This window comes from Streptomyces sp. XY431 (assembly GCF_001279805.1).
In the GTDB taxonomy this organism is placed as follows: Bacteria; Actinomycetota; Actinomycetes; order Streptomycetales; family Streptomycetaceae; genus Kitasatospora; species Kitasatospora purpeofusca.
Window position 1 is genome coordinate 1 of the sequence record NZ_LGDO01000075.1, and the last position, 19,267, is coordinate 19,267.

Genomic DNA, 19,267 nt, shown 5'->3' on the forward strand with positions numbered 1-19,267 from the left:
GCCCCGGACGGCTCCATACCCGCCCCGCCCCCGCCGCGCCCCGCCTGGCTGCGCGGCCTGGCCCGGTTCGGCTACGCCCCGCCCCCCGCCGCGACCACGGCCGAGCGCCTGGTCCCGCCGATGCCGGACGGCCCGGGCGTCACCCCGAAGCGGGTGCCGCCGTCCCCGCTGCTGCTCCGGCTCGGCCTCGCCCTGCCGGAGCCGCTCTGGTCCTGGCTCTGCCGCTGGGCCGGCTGGCTCGGCCCGCTCGCGGTGACGCTGTTCGCCGGTGTGCTGCGGTTCGCCGACCTCGGCTCGCCGAACGCGATCGTCTTCGACGAGACGTACTACGCCAAGGACGCCTACGCGCTCTGGCACGGCGGCTACGAGATCAGCTGGCCGGACGGCGCCAACGAACAGATCATGTCCGGCGGCCCGGTCCCCTACCGGTCGAACCCCTCGTACGTGGTGCACCCGCCGGTCGGCAAGTGGATCATCGGCGCCGGTGAGCAGCTGTTCGGGATGAACCCCTTCGGCTGGCGGTTCGCGGTGGCGCTGCTCGGCACCCTGTCGGTGCTGATGCTGGCGAGGATCGCCCGCCGGCTGTTCCGCTCGACCCTGCTGGGCTGCGTGGCCGGCCTGCTGCTCGCCGTGGACGGCCTGCACTTCGTGATGAGCCGGTCCGCACTGCTGGACCTGGTGGTGATGTTCTGGATCGTCGCCGCCTTCGGCTTCCTGTTGCTGGACCGCGACCGCACCCGGGCCCGGATCGCCGCCCGGCTGACCGCCCTCGGCGACGGCGGTCCGGACGCGGGGATCGCCCACCGGCTCGGCCTGGGCTGGCGCCCGTACCGCATCGCGGCCGGCGTCTGCGTCGGTCTGACCTGCGCGACCAAGTGGAGCGGCCTGTACGTGGCGGCCGCCTTCGGCCTGCTGACGGTGCTGTGGGACGCGGGCTCGCGCCGGCTGGCCGGGGCCGACCACCCCTACCGGTGGACCCTGGTCCGGGACGCGGTGCCGGCCTTCGTCTCGCTCGTGGTGGTCCCGGTGGCCGTCTACATCGCCTCCTGGTGGGGCTGGTTCGCCAGCAGCACGGTGCCGAACCAGGGCGGCTACGGCCGGGACTGGGCGGTCGGCCGCTCCACCGACTTCCCGTGGATCCCGGAGGGCCTGCGCGCGCTCTGGCACTACCACTCGACGGTCTACGACTTCCACACCCATCTGAGCGACCCGCACACCTACCAGTCGAACCCCTGGAGCTGGCTGGTGCTGGGCCGGCCGGTGTCGTTCTTCTACGAGTCGCCGAAGCAGGGCACGGCCGGCTGCACGGTGAGCGAGTGCGCCCGCGAGGTGCTCGGCATCGGCACCCCGCTGCTCTGGTGGACCGGTGTGATCGCCCTGGTCTACTGCCTGTGGCGGTGGGCGGCCCGGCGCGACTGGCGGGCCGGTGCGGTGCTCTGCGGCCTGGCCGCCGGCTACCTGCCCTGGTTCGCCTACCAGCAGCGGACGATCTTCCTGTTCTACGCGGTCTGCTTCGTACCCTTCCTGGTGCTCGCGGTGACCATGCTGCTGGGCGCGCTGGTCGGACCGGCCGGGGCCTCCCGGGACCGCCGGGTCATCGGCGGGGCGGCGGCCGGCCTGGTGGTCCTGCTGATCATGTGGAACTTCCTCTTCTTCCACCCCCTGTACACGGGCGAGACGATCCCGATGGAGGACTGGCGCAAGCGGATGTGGTTCAACACCTGGATCTGACGGCGGGGGCGCGCCGGGGGCGGTGCCGGGCGGCGGAGCGTACCGGAGTGGTGCGCGACACGTACCAGATCCGTCACAAGACCCGGTCGTTTCGCCGGGGCACGGAGTCCGGCTGCCTAGGCTGGACTCCGAACGCGCATCCGGCCACGTCCGGCTGCGGCCCGACCGCCTGACCCTTGGGGGAACATCACCATGCGCAATGGCGCGAAGACCGGCCTCATCACCGGCGTGGCCGTCGCCGTGCTCGCCGCGGGCGGCTACGGGGCGTACAGCCTCGTCGGCGGCTCCGACGACAAGGACACCCCGGCCGCCAAGAAGGCGCGCACGGTGGTCGCCGAGCCCCCGAGCGCCGAGCAGGCGACGGCCGGCACCAAGGACTTCCTGGACGCGTGGGCGGCCGGCGACCTCGCCAAGGCGGCCTCGCTGACCGACGACCCGGCGGGCGCGACCACCGCGCTGACCGCGTTCCGGGACCAGGTGAAGCCGAGCGGGCTCACCCTGACCCCGGCCGGCCCGGCCACCCCGGCGGCCTTCGCCGCGGCCACCGGCACCCCGAGCGCCGCCGCCAAGCCCCCGGCCACCGCCTCGGCCGCGCCGACCCCCGGCGCCACCGACTCGCCGTCGGCCACCACCCCGGCCGCCCCGACCGGCGTGCTGATGGGCTTCAAGGCCCGCGCCGAGTTCGAGGGCACCAACCGGGTCTGGGACTACAGCGGCTTCCTGAACGTCGTGAAGATGAGCGACAACACCCCGGCCGTGCACTGGGCGCCCTCGGTGATCCACCCGCACCTGGCCCCGGGCGAGACGATCGGCGTGCAGCCGTTGCCCCCGATCGCCGGCAATGTGGTGGACCGCAACAACAAGCCGCTGACCGGCGCCTCGATCACCCCGCTGCTCCCGACCCTGCAGGCCAAGGTCGCCAAGCTGCTCGCGGACCAGAACAAGGACCAGAGCGACAACGGCACCGGCGTGGTGATCACCAACGCGGCCGACCAGAACAGCGTGCCCGACCGGCTGTTCACCATCGTCGACCCGAAGCCCCCGAAGCCGTTCAAGCTGACCATCGACAACACCCTGCAGGCCGCCGCCGAGAAGGCGATGACCGACCTGGGCGGCAAGAAGGGCTCGATCGTCGCCATCGAGCCGAGCACCGGCCAGGTCCTGGCCTTCGCCAACGCGCCGGTCACCGGTCTGAACCGGGCCTTCCAGGGCCAGCTCGCCCCGGGTTCCACGCTGAAGATCCTCACCTCCACCGCCCTGCTGGAGGCCGGGGTCAACCCGGACACCCCGGTGGCCTGCCCGACCCTGAGCAGCAACCCGAAGAAGATCCCGAACTCGTTCCCCGACGCGTACCCGAACAACACGCTGCAGCAGGACTTCATGATCTCCTGCAACACCGCCTTCATCGACCAGGGCCTGACCAGCCTCAAGCCGGGCGCGCTGACCACCACGGCCAAGGACGTGTACGGCATCGGCCTGAACTGGCAGACCGGTCTGCCCAGCTTCGACGCGGTGGTGCCGGACGCCGGCACCAACAAGGACGAGCAGGCCATGCAGTCGATCGGCCAGGGCAAGGTCCAGATGAACCCGCTGGCCATTGCCTCGATCACGGCCACCGTGCAGAGCGGCTCCTTCAAGCAGCCGATCCTGGTCGCCGAGCTGCCGCAGCAGAAGGCCCCCCGGGACCTCGGCCCCGACGTCGCCGGCAAGCTGCGCCAGATGATGGCCGCCACCGCCACCGGCGGCACCGCCAAGGACGTGATGGCCGGGATCTCCGACAACGCGGGCGCCAAGACCGGCTCGGCCGAGGCCACCGGCATCGCCACCACCAACAGCTGGTTCACCGCCTACCGGGGCAACCTCGCGATCGCCGCCGAGGTCGAGGGCGGCGGTCACGGCGTGGACGCGGCCGGCCCCGCCGTCGCCTCGATCATCAAGGCGGCCGGCAACCGCTGACCGGCGAACGCCGGCCACGAGCCCCCGACCGGGCCCGCCCTACCTCACCGGTAGCGCGGGCCCGGCCTGGTTGAGCAGGCAGGCCGACCGGACCGGCGGCCTGGCACCGCTCCACCGCCGGGCCGCCAGCCGGGGCCAGATCACCAGCACCGCCGGCAGCGCCAGGTACCCGAACCGCCCGGCCGGGGCCAGCATGAAGGCGATCGCCAGCCCGGTGGCCAGCAGGTCGGCGGCGGCGATCGCGGAGACCGGCGGACGGCCCAGCAGCCAGATCGCCACCCCGAGCCCGCCCACGGTCAGCAGCACCAGCGAGGCGGTGTGCCCGGTGGGCCCGAAGCCGGCCAGCACCTTGCCGGGCAGCGGACTGCCGGCCGGCGTCTGGATCGCGGTCAGCCCGAGCGGGAAGCGCACCACCTGGTCGCGCAGCTCCTCGGCCCGGGTCAGGACGTAGGGCACCATCACGGCGCACGCCGCGCCGAGCGCGGTCAGCCCGGCCCGGGCGGCGGGCCGCCGGCCGTAGAGCCGCCAGAGCAGCAGGACGGCCACCGGCAGCGCCGGCCAGACCGTCCACTTCAGGGTCCCGGCCAGGGCCAGCACCAGTCCGGCGGCGATCGTCCGGTCCCGCTCGGCCAGCGCCATCGCCAGACAACAGAGGCCGATCAGCGGCAGGTCGACCCCGCCGCCGACGAGCGCCAGCGCGACCAGCGGCGAGGCGGTGAGCACGGTCAGCGGCAGCAGCGGGGCGCGGTCCCGGCTCGGCCGCAGCAGCCGCCAGCTCGCCAGCAGACAGGCGACGAAGGCCAGCGCGAACCAGATCCGGGCGTCCCCGGCGAGCCGGGCGAGCGCGTTGCCGTCGCCGAACAGCGCCCGCGGCACCCCGAACAGCGACATCGCCGGCAGGTAGGGGTTGTAGTCGGTGACCACCACCGGATCCGGCAGATAGGGGCTCCCGGTGCTGAAGAGCAGCCGCGCGGAGCGCTCGACCACCATCACCTCGGACTGGTGGCGGCCCTGCAGCACGAGGACCACCAGCGGCACCAGGACGGCGCCGAGCAGGGCCGCCGCAGCCGCGGCGCGGGCCGCGATCCGGCGCGGGAGGACCAGGCAGAACAGCCCGGCGAGCAGGTAGGCGGGGGCCGCGAGGGTGCCCCACAGCCGCTGGTTGGGGAGGTCGGAGACGATCGGGAATCCGGCCGCCCAGCCGGCCGCGACCAGGCAGCCGAGCAGTTGGACGCCCCGGTGTCCGGCGAGCCGGGCCGGATTCAGCCGATCGGGCGGGGTCGGCGGACCCTCCTCGCCACGCTGGCGGGGGAACGGCCGGTGGCCCCGGTCGCCGGGCGGTCGTCCGGCCCCGGTCGGGGGCACGGCCGGAACGGGCGCCGTCGGCGTCGCGCTCCGGCCGGTGAAGCGGCCGCGCGGGCGGGAGAAGCCGGGCGTGCGGGTGCTCACCATGGTGGAAGGTTAGGGCCGGGGGTGGTGCCCTGTCGCCATGCGGAGGACACGAGTGTCCGGCGCCACGACCTCGGACGCCGACAGGGACGCCGACGGGAGCACCGGCGGTCGAACTGCCGGGAACAGCCGTGGGAAAGCCGGTGGGAACACGGACGGGACCGCCCGGGGAGGGCTGTTCCCCGTGCGGCCCCGTCCACAGCGCGTCGCCCGCTCAGCCGACCTTGGAGCCGGCGTCCGCCGTCTCCCCGGCCCGCTCCAGCTTGGAGTGCTTGATGCTGTAGCCGAAGTACACGGCCACCGCGACCACCAGGGCGGCCCCGCCCGCCATGAAGGTGTCCGCGTGCAGCCCGGTGATCAGGTAGACGCAGAAGCCGACGCTGGCCAGCGGGACGATCGGGTAGCCCGGCACCCGGAAGCCGCGCGGCAGGTCGGGCTGGGTGCGGCGCAGCACGATCACGCCGATCGAGACCACCGAGAAGGCGATCAGGGTGCCCAGGCTGGTGATGTCGGCCAGCCGCGCCAGCGGGACGAAGGCGGCGAGCACGCCGACGCCCAGGCCGACCACGATGGTGTTCCAGACCGGGGTGCCGGTGCGCGGCGAGAGCTCGGCGAAGCGCTTGGGCAGCATACCGTCGCGGCCCATCGAGTACAGGATGCGGGTCTGGCCGTAGATGACCACCAGGGTGATCGAGAAGATCGAGACGATGGCGCCGATCGCGAACAGGATGGCGGGCCAGCTCTGGCCGGTGATGTCCTGGAGGATCTGGGCGAGCCCGGCCTCCTGGCCGTCGAACTTCTGCCACGGCTGGGCGCCGATGCCGGCCAGGGCAACCAGGATGTACAGCACGGTGACCACCACCAGCGAGATGATGATCGCCATCGGCAGGGTGCGCCGGGGGTCCTTGACCTCCTCACCGGCGGTGGACACGGCGTCCAGGCCGATGAAGGAGAAGAAGATGCTGGAGGCCGCGACCTGGACGCCGCCGATGCCCAGCGGCATGAACGGGGTCAGGTTGCCGGAGTGGAAGCCGGTCAGCGCGACGCCGATGAACAGCAGCAGGATCAGGATCTTGACGGCCACCATGGCCGTGTTGACCTTGACCGACTCGCTGACGCCGCGGATCAGCAGGAAGCAGACCATGGCGACCAGCAGCAGCGCCGGCAGGTTGAACCAGTGGGTCTCGTCGGGCGCGCCGGCGATCACCTCGGGGATCTTGAAGCCGAACGCCAGGTCGAAGAACTTGTTCAGGTACTCGGCCCAGCTGACCGCGATCGCGGAGGCCGAGACGCCGTACTCCATCAGCAGGCAGATGCCGACACCGAAGGCGACGCCCTCGCCGAGGGTGGCGTAGGCGTAGGAGTAGGAGGACCCGCTGACCGGGATCGCGGAGGCCATCTCGGCGTAGCAGAGCGCGGTGAGACCGGCGGTGACGGCCGCGATCACGAACGAGAGGATGACGGCCGGGCCGGCCGACGGCACGGCGCTGTTCAGCACGAAGAAGATGCCGGTGCCGATGGTGGCGCCGATGCCGATCGCGGACAGCTGCCAGAGCCCGATCGAGCGACGCAGGTGGATGCCGGAACGGCCGCCCTCCTCGGGCGCCCCGGCGGGCGGGCCCTCACGGCCTTCGCTCTCGGCGATCAGGGTGGAGACGGGCTTGCGCCTGAGGAGGCGTGCGCCGAGCGTGTTGCTGGCCAAAACGAGGGTCCTTCTAGGCGGGGGAGGGTGTCCTGGCGGCCGGTCACTCAACACACCGAAGGGTGTCATCGCGGACCAACCGAACAAAGATGGGACAGTACCGCGCGAAAGCACCAGTGTCGCAAACGAACAGTCCCGGCGCGCGCATTGTACGAACCGTCGCATCGGCATGTACAAACCGGACACTTCGCAAACGGCGGATCTCCCGGCGAGCGGATAAAGCAGCAGGTCACCGCCATCAGTAAGGGGCTCACCCGGCCAGCACCGCCTGCATCACGGCCCGCGCGACCGGCGCCGCCAGCCCCCCGCCCGTCACCTCGGTCGCATCGCTGTCCGCGACCACCACGGCGACCGCCACCGGCGGCACCGCCGCCGAGCCCACCGGCGCCGCCCAGGCGATGAACCAGGCGTACGGCGTCCCGGTGTTGTCCACCCCGTGCTGGGCGGTGCCGGTCTTGCCGCCGACCACCGCGCCGTCGATCCGGGCGGCCCGACCGGTGCCGTTCTCCACCGCGTCGACCATCAGCCGCCGCACCTGCCCGGCGGTGCCGGGGCCGACCGCCTGCCGGTACACGGACGGCCGCACCGACCGCACCACCGTGCCGTCGGCGGCGGTCAGGTTGTCCACAAGCTGTGGACGCATCACGGTGCCGTTGTTGGCGATGCCCGCCGCGACCATCGCCATCACCAGCGGGGTGGCGGCGGTGTCGAACTGGCCGATCGAGGAGAGCGCCAGCTGCGCCTCGTCCATCCGGGTGTCGAAGTTGGACCTGGCCGCCCGCACCGGGGTGTCCAGCCGGGCATCGTTGAAGCCGAAGCCCTCGGCCGCCGCCGCCATCCGCCGCAGGCCGACCTCGGCCCCGAGGTGGCCGAGCACACTGTTGCAGCTGAGCACCATCGCGGTGGCCAGCGACTGGTTCGGCTCGTCGCAGGCCGCCGAGTCGTTGACCAGCGGCACGGAGGTGCCCGGCAGGAGGTACGGGTGGGGGGTGTCGGTCGGCGCGTCGACGTCGGTGACCACCCCGCTCTCCAGTGCCGCCGCCGCGGTGACCACCTTGAAGGTCGAGCCGGGCGGGTAGGTCTGCCGCAGCGCCCGGTTGAGCATCGGCCGGTCGGGGTCGCTCTGGAGCCGGCTCCAGGCCTCCCGGTCGTCGGCGGAGGTGCCGGCGAAGCTCCCCGGGTCGTAGGAGGGGGTGGAGGCCAGCGCCAGGATCCGCCCGGTGGCCGGCTCGACCGCCGCGACCGCGCCCTTCTGCCGGCCGAGTCCGCGCACCGCGGCCTCCTGGGCGGCCCGGTCGATGGTGGTGCGGACGTCCCCGCCGGGGTTCTGCCGCCGGGCCACCGCGTCCCACACCGCCCAGCTCGCCAGCCGGCTGTCGGTGCCGGAGAGCAGCGCGTCCTCGGTCCCCTCCAGCTGGCTGTTGCCGTAGGTCTGCGAGGAGTAGCCGGTGACCGCCGCGTACAGCGGCCCGTCGGTGTAGGTGCGCTTGTAGTCGTACCGCCCGCCGGTGGGCTCGGAGCCGGTGACGCTGTCGGCGCCCACCCGGATGCTGCCGCGCGGCTGGGAGTACCGCTCCAGGACGAGCCGCTGGTTGGCGCTGTTGTGGTTCAGCTCGTCGGCCCGGAACACCTGCACCCGGGTGGCCTGGACGCACAGCGCCACGATCAGCAGCAGACAGAAGGTGCCGGCCCGGCGCCCGGTCACCGAGATCCCCGGCAGCCCCTGCGGCCCGCCGCCCGGCCCGCCCCCGTCGGCGGCCCCGCGACGCCCGCTCCCGCGCTCCCGCCCGCTCACCGGCCCTCCCCCGGGGCGGGCCGCCGGGCGATGTCGCTCATCCGCACCAGCAGCGCGACGATCACCCAGTTGGTGACCACCGAGGAACCGCCCTGGGCGACGAAGGGCAGGGTCGTCCCGGTCAGCGGGATCAGCGCCAGCACCCCGCCCGCCACCACGAAGACCTGCAGCCCGACCAACGCCGCCAGCCCGATCGCCAGCAGCCGCCCGAACGGGTCGCGCAGCGCGATCCCGGTGCGGAAGCCGCGCGACACCAGCAGCGCGTACAGCAGGAACACCGCGACCAGCCCGGTCAGCCCCAGCTCCTCCCCGATGGTGGCCAGGATGAAGTCGGACTTCGCGGCGAAGCCGATCAGCGCCGAGTGCCCGCCGCCCAGCCCGGCGCCCAGCTCGCCGCCCCACGCGAAGGCGAACAGGGACTGGGCGATCTGGTTGGCCCCGTGCCCGGCGGCGATCGAGCCGAGCGGGTCCAGCCAGTCCCCGACCCGGCTGTGCACGTGCGGCGAGAGCCAGCCGACCCCGACCGCCGCGACCCCCGCCAGGAACAGCCCGATGGCGATCCAGCCGGTCCGCGCGGTGGCCACGTAGAGCATCACCACGAAGAGGCCGAAGAACAGCAGCGAGGTGCCGAGGTCGGTCTCCAGCACCAGCACCCCGACGAAGGCCGCCCAGATCGCCAGCACCGGCGCGAGCACCCGCCCGGGCGGCAGCCGCAGCCGCCACACCCGCCGCCCGGTGAGCGCCAGCGCGTCCCGGTGCACCGCCAGGTAGGCGGCGAAGAAGACCGCCAGCAGGACCTTGGCGAACTCGCCCGGCTGGAAGGAGAACGGCCCGAAGGTGATCCAGATCCGCGATCCGTACACCGGCGGGAAGAAGATCGGCAGCACCAGCAGGACCAGCGCCACCAGCGCCCCGATGTACGCGTACCGCTGGAGCCGCTTGTGGTCCCGCAGCAGGAGCAGCACCAGGACGAACAGCCCCACCCCGAGGGTGGACCAGAGCAGCTGGGTGGGGGCCGCGCTGCCCGGGGTGGCCCGGTCCAGCCGGTAGATGACGACCAGTCCGACACCGTTCAGCAGCACCGCGATCGGCAGCGGCAGCGGATCCGCGTACGGCGCCCGCCAGCGGACCGCGCCGTGCGCCAGCAGCGCGAGCACCCCCAGCGCGCTCCCGTACTCGCCGGCGTCGGCCGGCACCGTGCCGTCGAGGCTGAGACCCACCTCGGCATAGCCGAGCACGGCGGTCAGCACGGCGGCCAGGACCAGCGCGAGTTCGGTGTTGCGCCGGGTCGGCACGGTGCGGCGGGGCCGGCCGGCGGTTCTCGTCACGGCGGAGGGTGTCGCCACGGACCGTCCTGGGAGTCGGGACTGCGGGCGCCGCCGGGTGACCACCGGGGAGGACGGGCGGCACCCCCATCCCCTTCGCCACCCTAACGAGCACTGTGCGGGTATTCCGCCCGGTTCACCCGGTGTGTCCCGCCGCATCGCGCGTTGGCCACGGCCAACTGATGGTCCCTAGGATCGGCGGGTGACTACCGGACGACGACCGAAGGCCAGGCTCGGCAGCCTGCTGGCCGCCCTGGCGATAACGGGCGGGGCGCTGCTCAGCGGCCTGCCCGCCCATGCCGACGAACCATCAGCCGGCGCAGCCGGCAAGGAAGCACCGCGGGTCGACCTCGTACTGGATGTCAGCGGCTCCATGCGAGCCACCGACATCCAGGGCAAGAGCCGCATCGCGGTGGCCCAGCAGTCGCTGAACGACGTCATCGACGCCCTGCCGGCGGAGACCGAGTTCGGCATCCGCACTCTGGGCGCCAACTACCCCGGCGACGACAAGGCCCAGGGCTGCCTGGACACCAAGCAGCTCTTCCCGGTCGGGAAGACCAACAAGACCGAGGCCAAGACCGCCGTCGCGACCCTGCGCCCGACCGGCTGGACCCCGATCGGCCTGGCGCTGCGCGGCGCCGCCCAGGACCTCGGCAAGGGCGAGACCACCCGCCGGGTGGTGCTGATCACCGACGGCGAGGACTCCTGCGCCCCGCCCGACCCCTGCGACGTCGCCCGCGAACTCGCCTCCCAGGGCATCCACCTGGTGGTCGACACCCTGGGCCTGGCCCACGACGACAAGACCCGCCAGCAGCTGCTCTGCATCGCCAACGCCACCGGCGGCACCTACACCGACGTGCGCACCCAGGAGCAGCTCACCGAGAAGGTGAAGCAGCTGGTCGACCGCTCCAACGACACCTACACGGTCGCCCCGGTCAAGACCGCCGGCACCGACAAGTGCGAGTCCGCCCCGGTCCTCACCCCGGGCGTCTACAGCGACCGCGAGAAGTTCTCCGAGCACCGCGTCTACCGCGTCCCGGTCAAGGCCGGCCAGGAGCTGCGCGCCTCGGTCAGCGTCGCCCTGGACCGCCCGGTGGCCCGCGACTACGGCGTCCTGCTCCAGGCCACCAGCACCACCGGCCAGGAACTGGTCCGCGGCACCGACGCCGGCAGCAGCCGCACCGACGTGGTCTCCACCGGCCTGCGCTGGTCGGCCGCCGCCTCCAAGGGCTACGCCACCGCCACCGCGTCCGCCTCGCCGAGCGGCAAGCCGGAGACCAATGTCTGCCTGGTCGTCTCCAACTCGCTGGCCCCGCAGGCCGGCGCTGCGGCCGACCCCGGCCTGCCGCTGGAGCTGACGGTCGACCTGACCGCCGCCTCCCCCGCCCCGGACGGCCCGGCGATGGGTCTGGGCCGAGGCTGGATCCTGCTGCTGGTGCTCACCCTGGCCGGCCTGCTGACCGGCCTGCTGTTCGGCTGGATCGCGCGCTGGCGGATCGCTGTCTGGCAGGAGAACTGACCATGCGTACGACCTTCCTCCGCACCGCCGCGGCCGCCCTGGCCGTGTTCCCGGCGCTCCTGCTCGCGGCCCCGGCCGCCACGGCCGCCTCGCCCTCGCCGAGCGCGAGCGGCACCCCGGCCCCGGCCAACAAGGCCGGCACCTCCTTCCTGACCGCCGTCAACCTGGCGCCCGGCCAGGACGCCAAGGTGGACGTCTCCACCGGCGACTACCTCTACTGGGCCTTCGGCGCCGCCGAGGGCCGGACCGCCAAGGTGGACCTCACGGTCTCCCTGGCCCCGTCCGCCGACCGGCACGGGCCGCAGACCTGGAACGTCGAGGTGTTCGACGGGCTGCGCCGCCGCCAGTCCTGCACCGACGGCACCCAGAACGCGACCGCCGAGCAGGCCGCCGGCTCGCTGGCGCTCAGCTGCACCCTGCGCGAGGTCCGTTCCTGGGCCGAGCCGTGGTCCGGCGACCCGCTGCCCGGCACCTACTACGTCCGGCTCTCGGTCGCCGACGCCCCGCAGCCCGACCTCGGCCTGGCCGCCGCGGTGCAGCTGCGGGTGACCGCCAAGGGCGACGAGGACAACGCCCAGCCGGAGGGCGGCGAGCTCAAGGCCCCGCTGGTCCCGCCGGTCGGCGGCGGCGCCGCGACCGCCAAGGCGGCGGCCCCGGAGGAGCCCGAGGAGCACTGGTACACCGGCTGGTTCTCCGGCTGGAACAGCCGCTGGTTCTGGACCCTGGCCGGCGGCGCGCTGGCCGCCCTGGCGGGCGTCGCCGGCTACACCCTGACCCGCCACCCGCGCGGTCGCCGGCCGGCCCGCTACGGCTCGGTGCCGCCGCAGTCCGGCGCCCCGCAGCCGGGCCCGTACGCGGGCTCCGGCCAGTCCTGACCCGTCCGGACCCCGAGGGCCGGACCGGAGACCTCTCCGGTCCGGCCCTCGTCCGTTCCCGGCCCGCTCATGCGTGATCCGTCTCACACCCCGCCGGAACCCCGCCCCGGCACCCCGGCTGACCCCCCGTCGACCGGTGCACCCCCACAACGCAGAAGTCCCGCCCGATCTTTCGATCGGGCGGGACTTCCGTTGGGTGGAGCTGAGGGGATTCGAACCCCTGACCCCCTCGATGCGAACGAGGTGCGCTACCGGACTGCGCCACAGCCCCAACAAGAAGAAACTTTAGCACCTCTCCGAGGTGGTCCGTGACCACCCTCCTGGTGGGGCCCCTGCGGCAGGACGGGGCGGAACGCGAAGAGGCCCCCGATGGCGGGGGCCTCTTCGCGGACGGTCGCGGACCGCCCGCCCTACTCGTTGGCGGCGCGGGGCCGCGGCTCCGGGGCGGACGGCTCGGCGTACTGGTCGAAGAGCGGGGTGTTCCGGGACTCCACCGGGCGGCCGGCGGTCCAGGTGCCCGGCGCCGACAGGTCGAGCCCCCGGTTGACCCGGGGGGCCACCGGCGCGGTCACGTACGTCGGCAGCGGGACGGGCACCGGCTCCCAGGAGTCCGGGCCGGCCGCGCCGCGCTCCCGCATGCCGTCGACCCACTCCTCGTGCTCGGTGACCTCCGCGACGGCCGAGGCCGAGGCGGCGGAGGCCCCGGCGGACGGCCCGGCAGGGCTCGCCGCGGGAGTCCCGGCGGAGGCCGCCCGCGCGGCGTCCGCCTCGGTGGCGAGCCGCAGGTGCGAGCGTCCGCGCCCGGGGGCGGGCGTCCGCGGCTCCGGCTCGGCCGCCGGGGCCGGCACCGGGGCGGCGGCCGCACGGCCGGCCTCGGCCCGCAGCTGCTCGCGCTTGCGCAGCCGCTCGGCGGCCTGGGCCGCGCGGGTGCGGTCCAGCTTCACCGCGTACCGCTGGCGCTCCAGGCGCCGCAGGTGCCCGATGTAGAGGGTCAGCAGCGCGGCCGGGACCGCGGGGACCCACAAGAAGGCCAGACCGGCCACGGCCGCGACCACCGCTCCCAGCGCGAAGGCCAGGAACAGCGCGGTGACCATCCGGCGCCGGCGCGCCAGCAGCCGGGCCCGGCGCTCGGGGCCGCCGACCTGGGGCGCGGGCCTCGGCTCGGCCCGGTCGCGCTCCGTCGGCCGGGCGGGCGCGGGCGCGTCCGTCCGGCCCGCGGGGGCGTCCGGGGCATCCGCGGGGTCGCCGGGGGCGGCCGCGTCCCGCTCGGGGGGGCCGTCATTGCTCTGCTCGTCGTCACGCGGTTCGTCACCCAGGGCCCGGGACGCCCGCCGCTCCAGCGCCGAACGCCCGGCCAGCAGGCGGATGGCGGTGCTGAAGCGTTCCGTCGGGCGCGCCTCGTTGAGCTCGTCCTGCCTGCGGAGCCACATCGGCACCAGATAGGCGGCCCAGGCCCCTACGATGACGGCGTAGATAAGGCCGCTACTGCTCACGATTCACACCGTACGGGCGTGCAGGAGGGGCCGGTAGCAATTTGGCACGGCGTGTCGTGTGATCAAGCTGATTCTCCGACTATTTTGCCGGTATTTGTGCCCGTCCGTCGTCGCGCCGATGCCATATCGATATTTCATTCGAACATACATTCAATTACGTGGTCGGCGGCCCGAGCTGAGGGAACGCCAGCGTTCGAGCATCCCCTCCGGGACCTCCTCGGCGGCGAGTGCGAACACCAGGTGGTCCCGCCAGTCGCCGTCGATGTGCAGATAGCGCGGCCGCATTCCCTCCGAGCGGAAGCCGAGCTTTTCCACCACCCGTCGGCTCGGGCCGTTCTCCGGCCGGATGCACACCTCGATCCGGTGCAGGCCGAGCGTGCGGAAACAGTGGTCCACCGAGAGCGCGACGGCGGTCGGCATGATGCCCCGCCCGGCCACCGCCTCGTCGATCCAGTACCCGACATTGGCCGAGCACATCGACCCCCAGGTGATTCCGCCGACGGTCAACTGGCCCACCAAACGGCCCCGGTACAGCACCACGAAGGGCAGCATCCGGCCGGCCGAGGCCTCGGCGCGCAGATAGCGGACCATCTGCCGGAAGGTCGGGCGCGGGCCCGCCGCCAGACCGGCCGGGCCGGGCGGCACGGTGGCCTCCCAGCGGCGCAGCCAGTCCCGGTTGCGGCGGCTGACCTCCTGCCACTCGCGCTGGTCGCGGGCCCTGATCGGGCGCAGCACGACGTCCCCCTCGTGGAGTTCCACCGGCCAGCCGGCGTTCAGTGCGCGCTCCCGGAAGCTGCCGTGTCGGGCCGGGGGTGGTCCCCGCCGCCGAGCTGGTCGACGGCGTGGGCGAGCAGCGGGGCCAGCACGGCCAGGCCGTCCCGGACGCCGCCGGTCGATCCCGGCAGATTGACGACCAGGGTACGTCCGGCGAGGCCGGCCAGCCCCCGGGAGAGCGCGGCGGTGGGCACCGTGTCCCGTCCGTACGCCCGGATCGCCTCGGGGATGCCGGGAATCTCCCGGTCGAGCACCCGGGCGGTCATCTCGGGGGTGAGGTCGTTCGGCGAGATGCCGGTGCCGCCGGTGGTCAGCACCACGTCGTAGCCGGCCGCCACGGCCTCCCGCAGCACCGCCTCGACCGGTTCGCCGTCCGGGACGACCCGGGGGCCGTCGACGCTGAAGCCCATCGCCCGCAGGCCCTCGACCAGCAGCGGGCCGCCCCGGTCGGCGTACACGCCGGCGGAGGCGCGGTTGGACACGGTGACCGCGAGGGCTCTCATGCCTCCCCCTCCGGGGCGGTCCAGTCCCCGCTCTTGCCGCCGGTCTTGCTCAGCACCCGGACGGACTCCACCGCGGCGCCCTTGTCGACGGCCTTGACCATGTCGATCACGGTGAGCCCGGCCACCGCGACGGCGGTCAGCGCCTCCATCTCGACCCCGGTCCGGTCGGTGGTCCGGACGGTCGCGGTGATCTCCACCGCGTCGTCGGCGACGGTCAGCTCGACCTTCACGCCGGAGAGCGCGATCGGGTGGCAGAGCGGGATCAGCTCGGGCGTCCGCTTGGCGCCCATGATCCCGGCGATCCTGGCCACCGCCAGCGCGTCGCCCTTGGGCACTCCCTCGCCGCGCAGCAGCTCGACCACCCGCGGGGACACCCGGACCCGGCCGGCCGCGACGGCGGTCCGGGCGGTCACGTCCTTCGCGGAGACATCGACCATCCGGGCCGCGCCCTGCTCGTCGACATGGGTGAGGCGGTCGCCGGGGGGTGAGGCGGTCACGGGTGGCTCCAGGGGGCGCGCAGGTCGAATACCGCGCTACCGTACCCCCCGTCCCGGTCCCGGCGCGGGAGGGGCCGCATCGGTGGGACGGCCCCGCCGCAGCAGGGAGTTCGGCCGTGCTCAGCCGCCGAGCAGCACCACGTCGACCTCGCTGCCCGCGGGCAGCTCGGTGACGTCCTCGGGAACGGTGATCAGGCAGTCCGCCCGGGCCAGCGCGCCGACCAGGTGCGAGTCCGCGCCGCCGACCGGTTCCACCAGGCCGTCCGCGGCCGTGTACCGGCCGCGCAGGAACTGCCGGCGGCCGGCGGGCGAGCGCAGCGCCACCGGGCAGTGCGCCCGGACCACGGGGCGGTGGATGTCCTCGGCGCCGAGCATCGCGCGGATCGCCGGGCGGACGAACAGTTCGAAGGAGATGTAGGCGCTGACCGGGTTGCCGGGCAGGGCCAGCAGCGGCACCCCGTGGCCGGGGCCGATCCGGCCGAAGCCCTGCGGCTTGCCGGGCTGCATCCGCAGCCGCCGGAAGTCCACCCCGCCGTACTCCGCGAAGACCTCCTTGACCACGTCGTAGGCGCCGACGCTGACGCCGCCGCTGGTGACGATCAGGTCGGCCCGGCCGAGCTGGTCCTCCAGTACGGCGCGCAGCCTGGCCGCGTCGTCGGGGACGCCGCCGACCCGGTAGGCGATCGCGCCGGCGTCACGGGCGGCGGCGGTGAGGGTGAAGCTGTTGGACTCGGAGATCTGCCCGGGACCGACGGGCTCGCCGGGCTGGACCAGCTCACTGCCGGTGGACAGCACCACGACCCGCGGGCGCGGGCGGACGGTGGCGGTGGCCCGGCCGATCGCGGCGAGCAGGCCGAGCTGGGCGGCTCCGAGCCGGGTGCCGGCGGTCAGCACCCGGCTGCCGGCGGCGACGTCGCTGCCGCGGCGGCGGATGTGGGCGCCCTCGGCGACCGGGCGCAGCACCCGGACCTCCTCGCCCTCGACCGCGGCGGCCATCGAGTCGGCGGGGCGGCCGGTGCCGGTGCCGCCGTCGGTCCACTCCACCGGGGCGACCGCCCCGGCGCCGGGCGGGACGGGCGCGCCGGTCATGATCCGGGCGGCCTGGCCGGGGCCCACGGCGGGGAGTTCACCGGCGCCGGCGGCGATGTCGCCGACCACGGTCAGCACCGAGGGGTACGCGGTGCTCGCGCCGACGGTGTCGGGCGTGCGCAGGGCGTAGCCGTCCATCGAGCTGTTGTCGAAGGGGGGCAGGGCGCCCTCGGCGACGACGTCCTCGGCCAGCCGGCAGCCCTGCGCGTCGAGCAGCTGGAGCTCGATGGCGGGGAGCGGGCCGACGGCGGCCAGGACGTCCGCGAGGTGCTCGTCCACGGTCCACAGACCGTCCGGACGGGCACCGGGGCGGGCGGCCGGGGCCGGGTCCGCGGAGTCGTCGCAGCAGGCTGCGGGGGTGGTACCGCTCTCCGTGGACCCGGTCATGGGCGCGCTCGCTCTCTGTCGGTGTGTCAGTCCTGCAGCTCGGAGGCGACGAACTCGCGCAGCCAGGTGCGGAACTCCGGGCCGAGGTCCTCGCGCTCCGAGGCGAGACGGACGATAGCGCGCAGGTAGTCCGAGCGGTCGCCGGTGTCGTAGCGGCGGCCCTTGAAGAGCACGCCGTGGACCTGGCCGCCGGTGTCGGCGGGGCGGGTGGTCAGTTCACGAAGGGCGTCGGTGAGCTGGATCTCGCCGCCGCGGCCGGGCGGGGTGTCCCGCAGCACGTCGAAGACGGACGGGTCGAGCACGTACCGGCCGATGACGGCGTAGTTCGACGGGGCCTCGGCGGTCTCCGGCTTCTCGACCAGGTCGGTCACCTGGAAGACGTCGTCACCGAAGGTGCTCGGCTTGACGGCGGCGCAGCCGTACAGGTGGATCTGGGAGGCGTCGACCTCCATCAGCGCGACGACCGAGCCGCCGAGCTCCTGCTGGACCTCGATCATCCGGGACAGCAGCGGGTCGCGCGGGTCGATCAGGTCGTCACCGAGGAGGACGGCGAAGGGCTGGCCGGCGACGTGCTGCTCGGCGACCGAGACGGCGTGGCCGAGGCCCTTGGGGTCGCCCTGGCGGACGTAGTGCATGTTGGCGAGCTCGACGGACTCGCGGACCCGGCGGAGGCGGTCCTGGTCGCCCTTGCGGGCGAGCAGCTCCTCCAGCTCGTAGGCGCGGTCGAAGTGGTCCTCGAGGGCGCGCTTGTTGCGGCCGGTGACCATCAGTATGTCGGACAGGCCCGCGGAGGCCGCCTCCTCGACGACGTACTGGATCGCCGGCTTGTCGACGACGGGCAGCATCTCCTTCGGAGTGGCCTTGGTGGCCGGCAGGAATCGGGTACCCAGACCGGCCGCGGGGACCACTGCCTTGGTGACCGGGATACGGGAGTTGGTCGTCGTCATGCGTTTACCTTACTAAGGCACGTATTTCGCCTGACCGGGCGCAGATGACCGATGCTTGGGCAGCACGTCGCCGGACCCGGCCGCGATGGCAGGCAAGGGGGACGTGCCGGGCGGGGTGAGGGGGTCCCCTCCGACACAGGGCGACAGATTACCCGGCTTTTCCTAACGGTCACGTTCGGCTGCGAAGACTCCGTCCGACTGCGGGGAATCGACCGCAGCCCCGGTCGCCGGGACGTTTCCGGAAAGGGCCGCCGGGGCGGCCGGGCGCCAGCAGTCGCCGCCGGCCGCGCGGGCGGCGGCGAGCGCCCGGTCGGCGGACCGCAGCAGGACGGCGGCGTGGGTGCCGTCCTCCGGCAGCACCGCCAGGCCGATCGCGGCGGTGAGCCCGTTGCCGTGCGGGCGGCGGTCCGCCCGCTCGCCGGAGGACCAGTCCAGCAGCAGGTGGCGGCGGACCGACCAGACCAGGCGGTCGGCGACCTGGGCCGCGCCCTCGGCCCCGGTGTCCGGCAGCACCACCAGGAACTCCTCGCCGCTGTACCGGCCCAGGGTGTCGGAGCGGCGGATCTCCATGCCGAGCCGCTGGGCGAGGTCGCGCAGCACCGTCCCGGCCCGGGCCCGGCCGTGCTCGGCGACCACCGTGTCGAAGCCGTTGATCTCCAGCAGCAGGACGGCCAGCGGGCGCGGACCGTCCTGCGACTCGTGCTGCTCGGCCCGGCGGGCCCGGTCGATCTCCCGGTCCAGGGTGAGCTGGAGGTGCCGGTAGTTCCAGACGCCGGTGACCGGGTCGCAGGAGGCGGTGCGCTCCAGTTCGGTGCAGCGCTCCTCCAGTTCGGCGAGGCGCTCGCGCAGCCCGGTCTCGCGCCGGGCCGCGCGCGCCGCGCCGCGCCGCAGCCGGACACCGAGGACGGCGGCGCCGGCCAGCGCGGGGGCGCTCAGCGCGGCCAGGGCCTGGACCAGCAGCGGGGTGGACATCGGGGGCTGCCTTCCGCGTGTCAGGCTCTGGGCGGCCCGGTCGCACAGGCGTCAGGGGTCCAGAGCGGTCGTGGTCGGAGCGATGGAGGAACGGTGGACCATCCCATGCACAACGAGAAGGGCGCGCTGAGGACACGGCTGTTGTCCGAGCGGCGGGCGCTTCCGGCCGAGGCCCGGGAGCGGGCCGCCGAGGCGCTGGCCGGGCACGCCGGCGCGCTGGCGGCCGCCGCTGTGCCGACCGGGGCGGCGGGGG

Annotated in this window: 15 protein-coding genes and 1 tRNA gene; 4 read left to right on the plus strand and 12 right to left on the minus strand. The window is 74.0% G+C overall.

Translation table 11 applies throughout. From position 1 onward, the window contains the following. The first annotated feature begins 15 nt into the window (after positions 1-15). Entirely contained in the window at positions 16-1,731 is a 1,716-nt protein-coding gene (locus ADK60_RS10935; RefSeq protein WP_053645250.1) for a dolichyl-phosphate-mannose--protein mannosyltransferase, read from the plus strand. 192 nt (positions 1,732-1,923) lie between these two features. Beyond that, positions 1,924-3,687: a penicillin-binding transpeptidase domain-containing protein gene (locus ADK60_RS10940; RefSeq protein ID WP_053645241.1), complete on the plus strand. Its 1,764-nt coding sequence runs from the start codon at positions 1,924-1,926 to the stop codon at positions 3,685-3,687. Positions 3,688-3,726: 39 nt separating this feature from the next. Here the strand turns inward: ADK60_RS10940 and ADK60_RS10945 are convergent, their stop codons facing one another. The 4 genes from ADK60_RS10945 to ADK60_RS10960 form a co-directional block, all read right to left on the minus strand. After that, positions 3,727-5,139 carry a glycosyltransferase 87 family protein gene (locus ADK60_RS10945; protein WP_107084277.1) on the minus strand — a complete coding sequence of 471 codons (1,413 nt, stop codon included), beginning with the start codon at positions 5,137-5,139 and terminating at the stop codon, positions 3,727-3,729. Positions 5,140-5,350: 211 nt separating this feature from the next. Then, complete coding sequence (locus ADK60_RS10950; RefSeq protein WP_079008237.1) at positions 5,351-6,907, minus strand: amino acid permease; 1,557 nt, start codon at positions 6,905-6,907, stop codon at positions 5,351-5,353. A 181-nt stretch (positions 6,908-7,088) separates the two neighbouring features. Beyond that, the gene (locus ADK60_RS10955) at positions 7,089-8,543 is read right to left on the minus strand and encodes a penicillin-binding transpeptidase domain-containing protein (RefSeq protein WP_502687415.1); all 1,455 of its coding nucleotides are present in this window, start codon (positions 8,541-8,543) and stop codon (positions 7,089-7,091) included. An 86-nt stretch (positions 8,544-8,629) separates the two neighbouring features. Continuing rightward, positions 8,630-9,961 carry an FtsW/RodA/SpoVE family cell cycle protein gene (locus ADK60_RS10960; protein WP_234371032.1) on the minus strand — a complete coding sequence of 444 codons (1,332 nt, stop codon included), beginning with the start codon at positions 9,959-9,961 and terminating at the stop codon, positions 8,630-8,632. A gap of 199 nt (positions 9,962-10,160) precedes the next feature. Between ADK60_RS10960 and ADK60_RS10965 the strand changes: the two genes are divergently transcribed. Then, positions 10,161-11,477 (plus strand): VWA domain-containing protein, encoded by a 1,317-nt coding sequence (locus ADK60_RS10965; protein ID WP_045942422.1) that lies wholly within the window; start codon positions 10,161-10,163, stop codon positions 11,475-11,477. Between the two features lie 2 nt (positions 11,478-11,479). After that, complete coding sequence (locus ADK60_RS10970) at positions 11,480-12,352, plus strand: hypothetical protein (RefSeq protein WP_045942423.1); 873 nt, start codon at positions 11,480-11,482, stop codon at positions 12,350-12,352. Positions 12,353-12,549: 197 nt separating this feature from the next. Here ADK60_RS10970 and ADK60_RS10975 read toward each other — a convergent pair. The 8 genes from ADK60_RS10975 to ADK60_RS11010 all read right to left on the minus strand — a co-directional run bounded on the left by ADK60_RS10975 (position 12,550) and on the right by ADK60_RS11010 (position 19,014). Then, positions 12,550-12,623, minus strand: a tRNA-Ala gene (locus tag ADK60_RS10975). A 139-nt stretch (positions 12,624-12,762) separates the two neighbouring features. Continuing rightward, positions 12,763-13,845, minus strand: coding sequence for a divisome protein SepX/GlpR (sepX, locus tag ADK60_RS10980; RefSeq protein WP_053645245.1), 1,083 nt, complete (start codon positions 13,843-13,845; stop codon positions 12,763-12,765). Between the two features lie 150 nt (positions 13,846-13,995). Continuing rightward, entirely contained in the window at positions 13,996-14,604 is a 609-nt protein-coding gene (locus ADK60_RS10985) for a GNAT family N-acetyltransferase (RefSeq protein WP_045942425.1), read from the minus strand. Between the two features lie 14 nt (positions 14,605-14,618). Further along, on the minus strand, positions 14,619-15,122 hold the full coding sequence (locus tag ADK60_RS10990) for a MogA/MoaB family molybdenum cofactor biosynthesis protein (RefSeq protein WP_045942426.1): 504 nt from the start codon (positions 15,120-15,122) through the stop codon (positions 14,619-14,621). Continuing rightward, positions 15,119-15,559 (minus strand): cyclic pyranopterin monophosphate synthase MoaC, encoded by a 441-nt coding sequence (gene moaC, locus ADK60_RS10995; protein ID WP_045942429.1) that lies wholly within the window; start codon positions 15,557-15,559, stop codon positions 15,119-15,121. The genes ADK60_RS10990 and moaC overlap by 4 nt, the downstream gene beginning before the upstream one ends. A gap of 180 nt (positions 15,560-15,739) precedes the next feature. Further along, positions 15,740-17,095 carry a molybdotransferase-like divisome protein Glp gene (gene glp / locus ADK60_RS11000; protein ID WP_079008238.1) on the minus strand — a complete coding sequence of 452 codons (1,356 nt, stop codon included), beginning with the start codon at positions 17,093-17,095 and terminating at the stop codon, positions 15,740-15,742. A gap of 26 nt (positions 17,096-17,121) precedes the next feature. Next, on the minus strand, positions 17,122-18,042 hold the full coding sequence (galU, locus tag ADK60_RS11005; RefSeq protein WP_053645247.1) for a UTP--glucose-1-phosphate uridylyltransferase GalU: 921 nt from the start codon (positions 18,040-18,042) through the stop codon (positions 17,122-17,124). Positions 18,043-18,204: 162 nt separating this feature from the next. Beyond that, complete coding sequence (locus ADK60_RS11010) at positions 18,205-19,014, minus strand: GGDEF domain-containing protein (protein ID WP_053645249.1); 810 nt, start codon at positions 19,012-19,014, stop codon at positions 18,205-18,207. Positions 19,015-19,267: the final 253 nt, after the last annotated feature.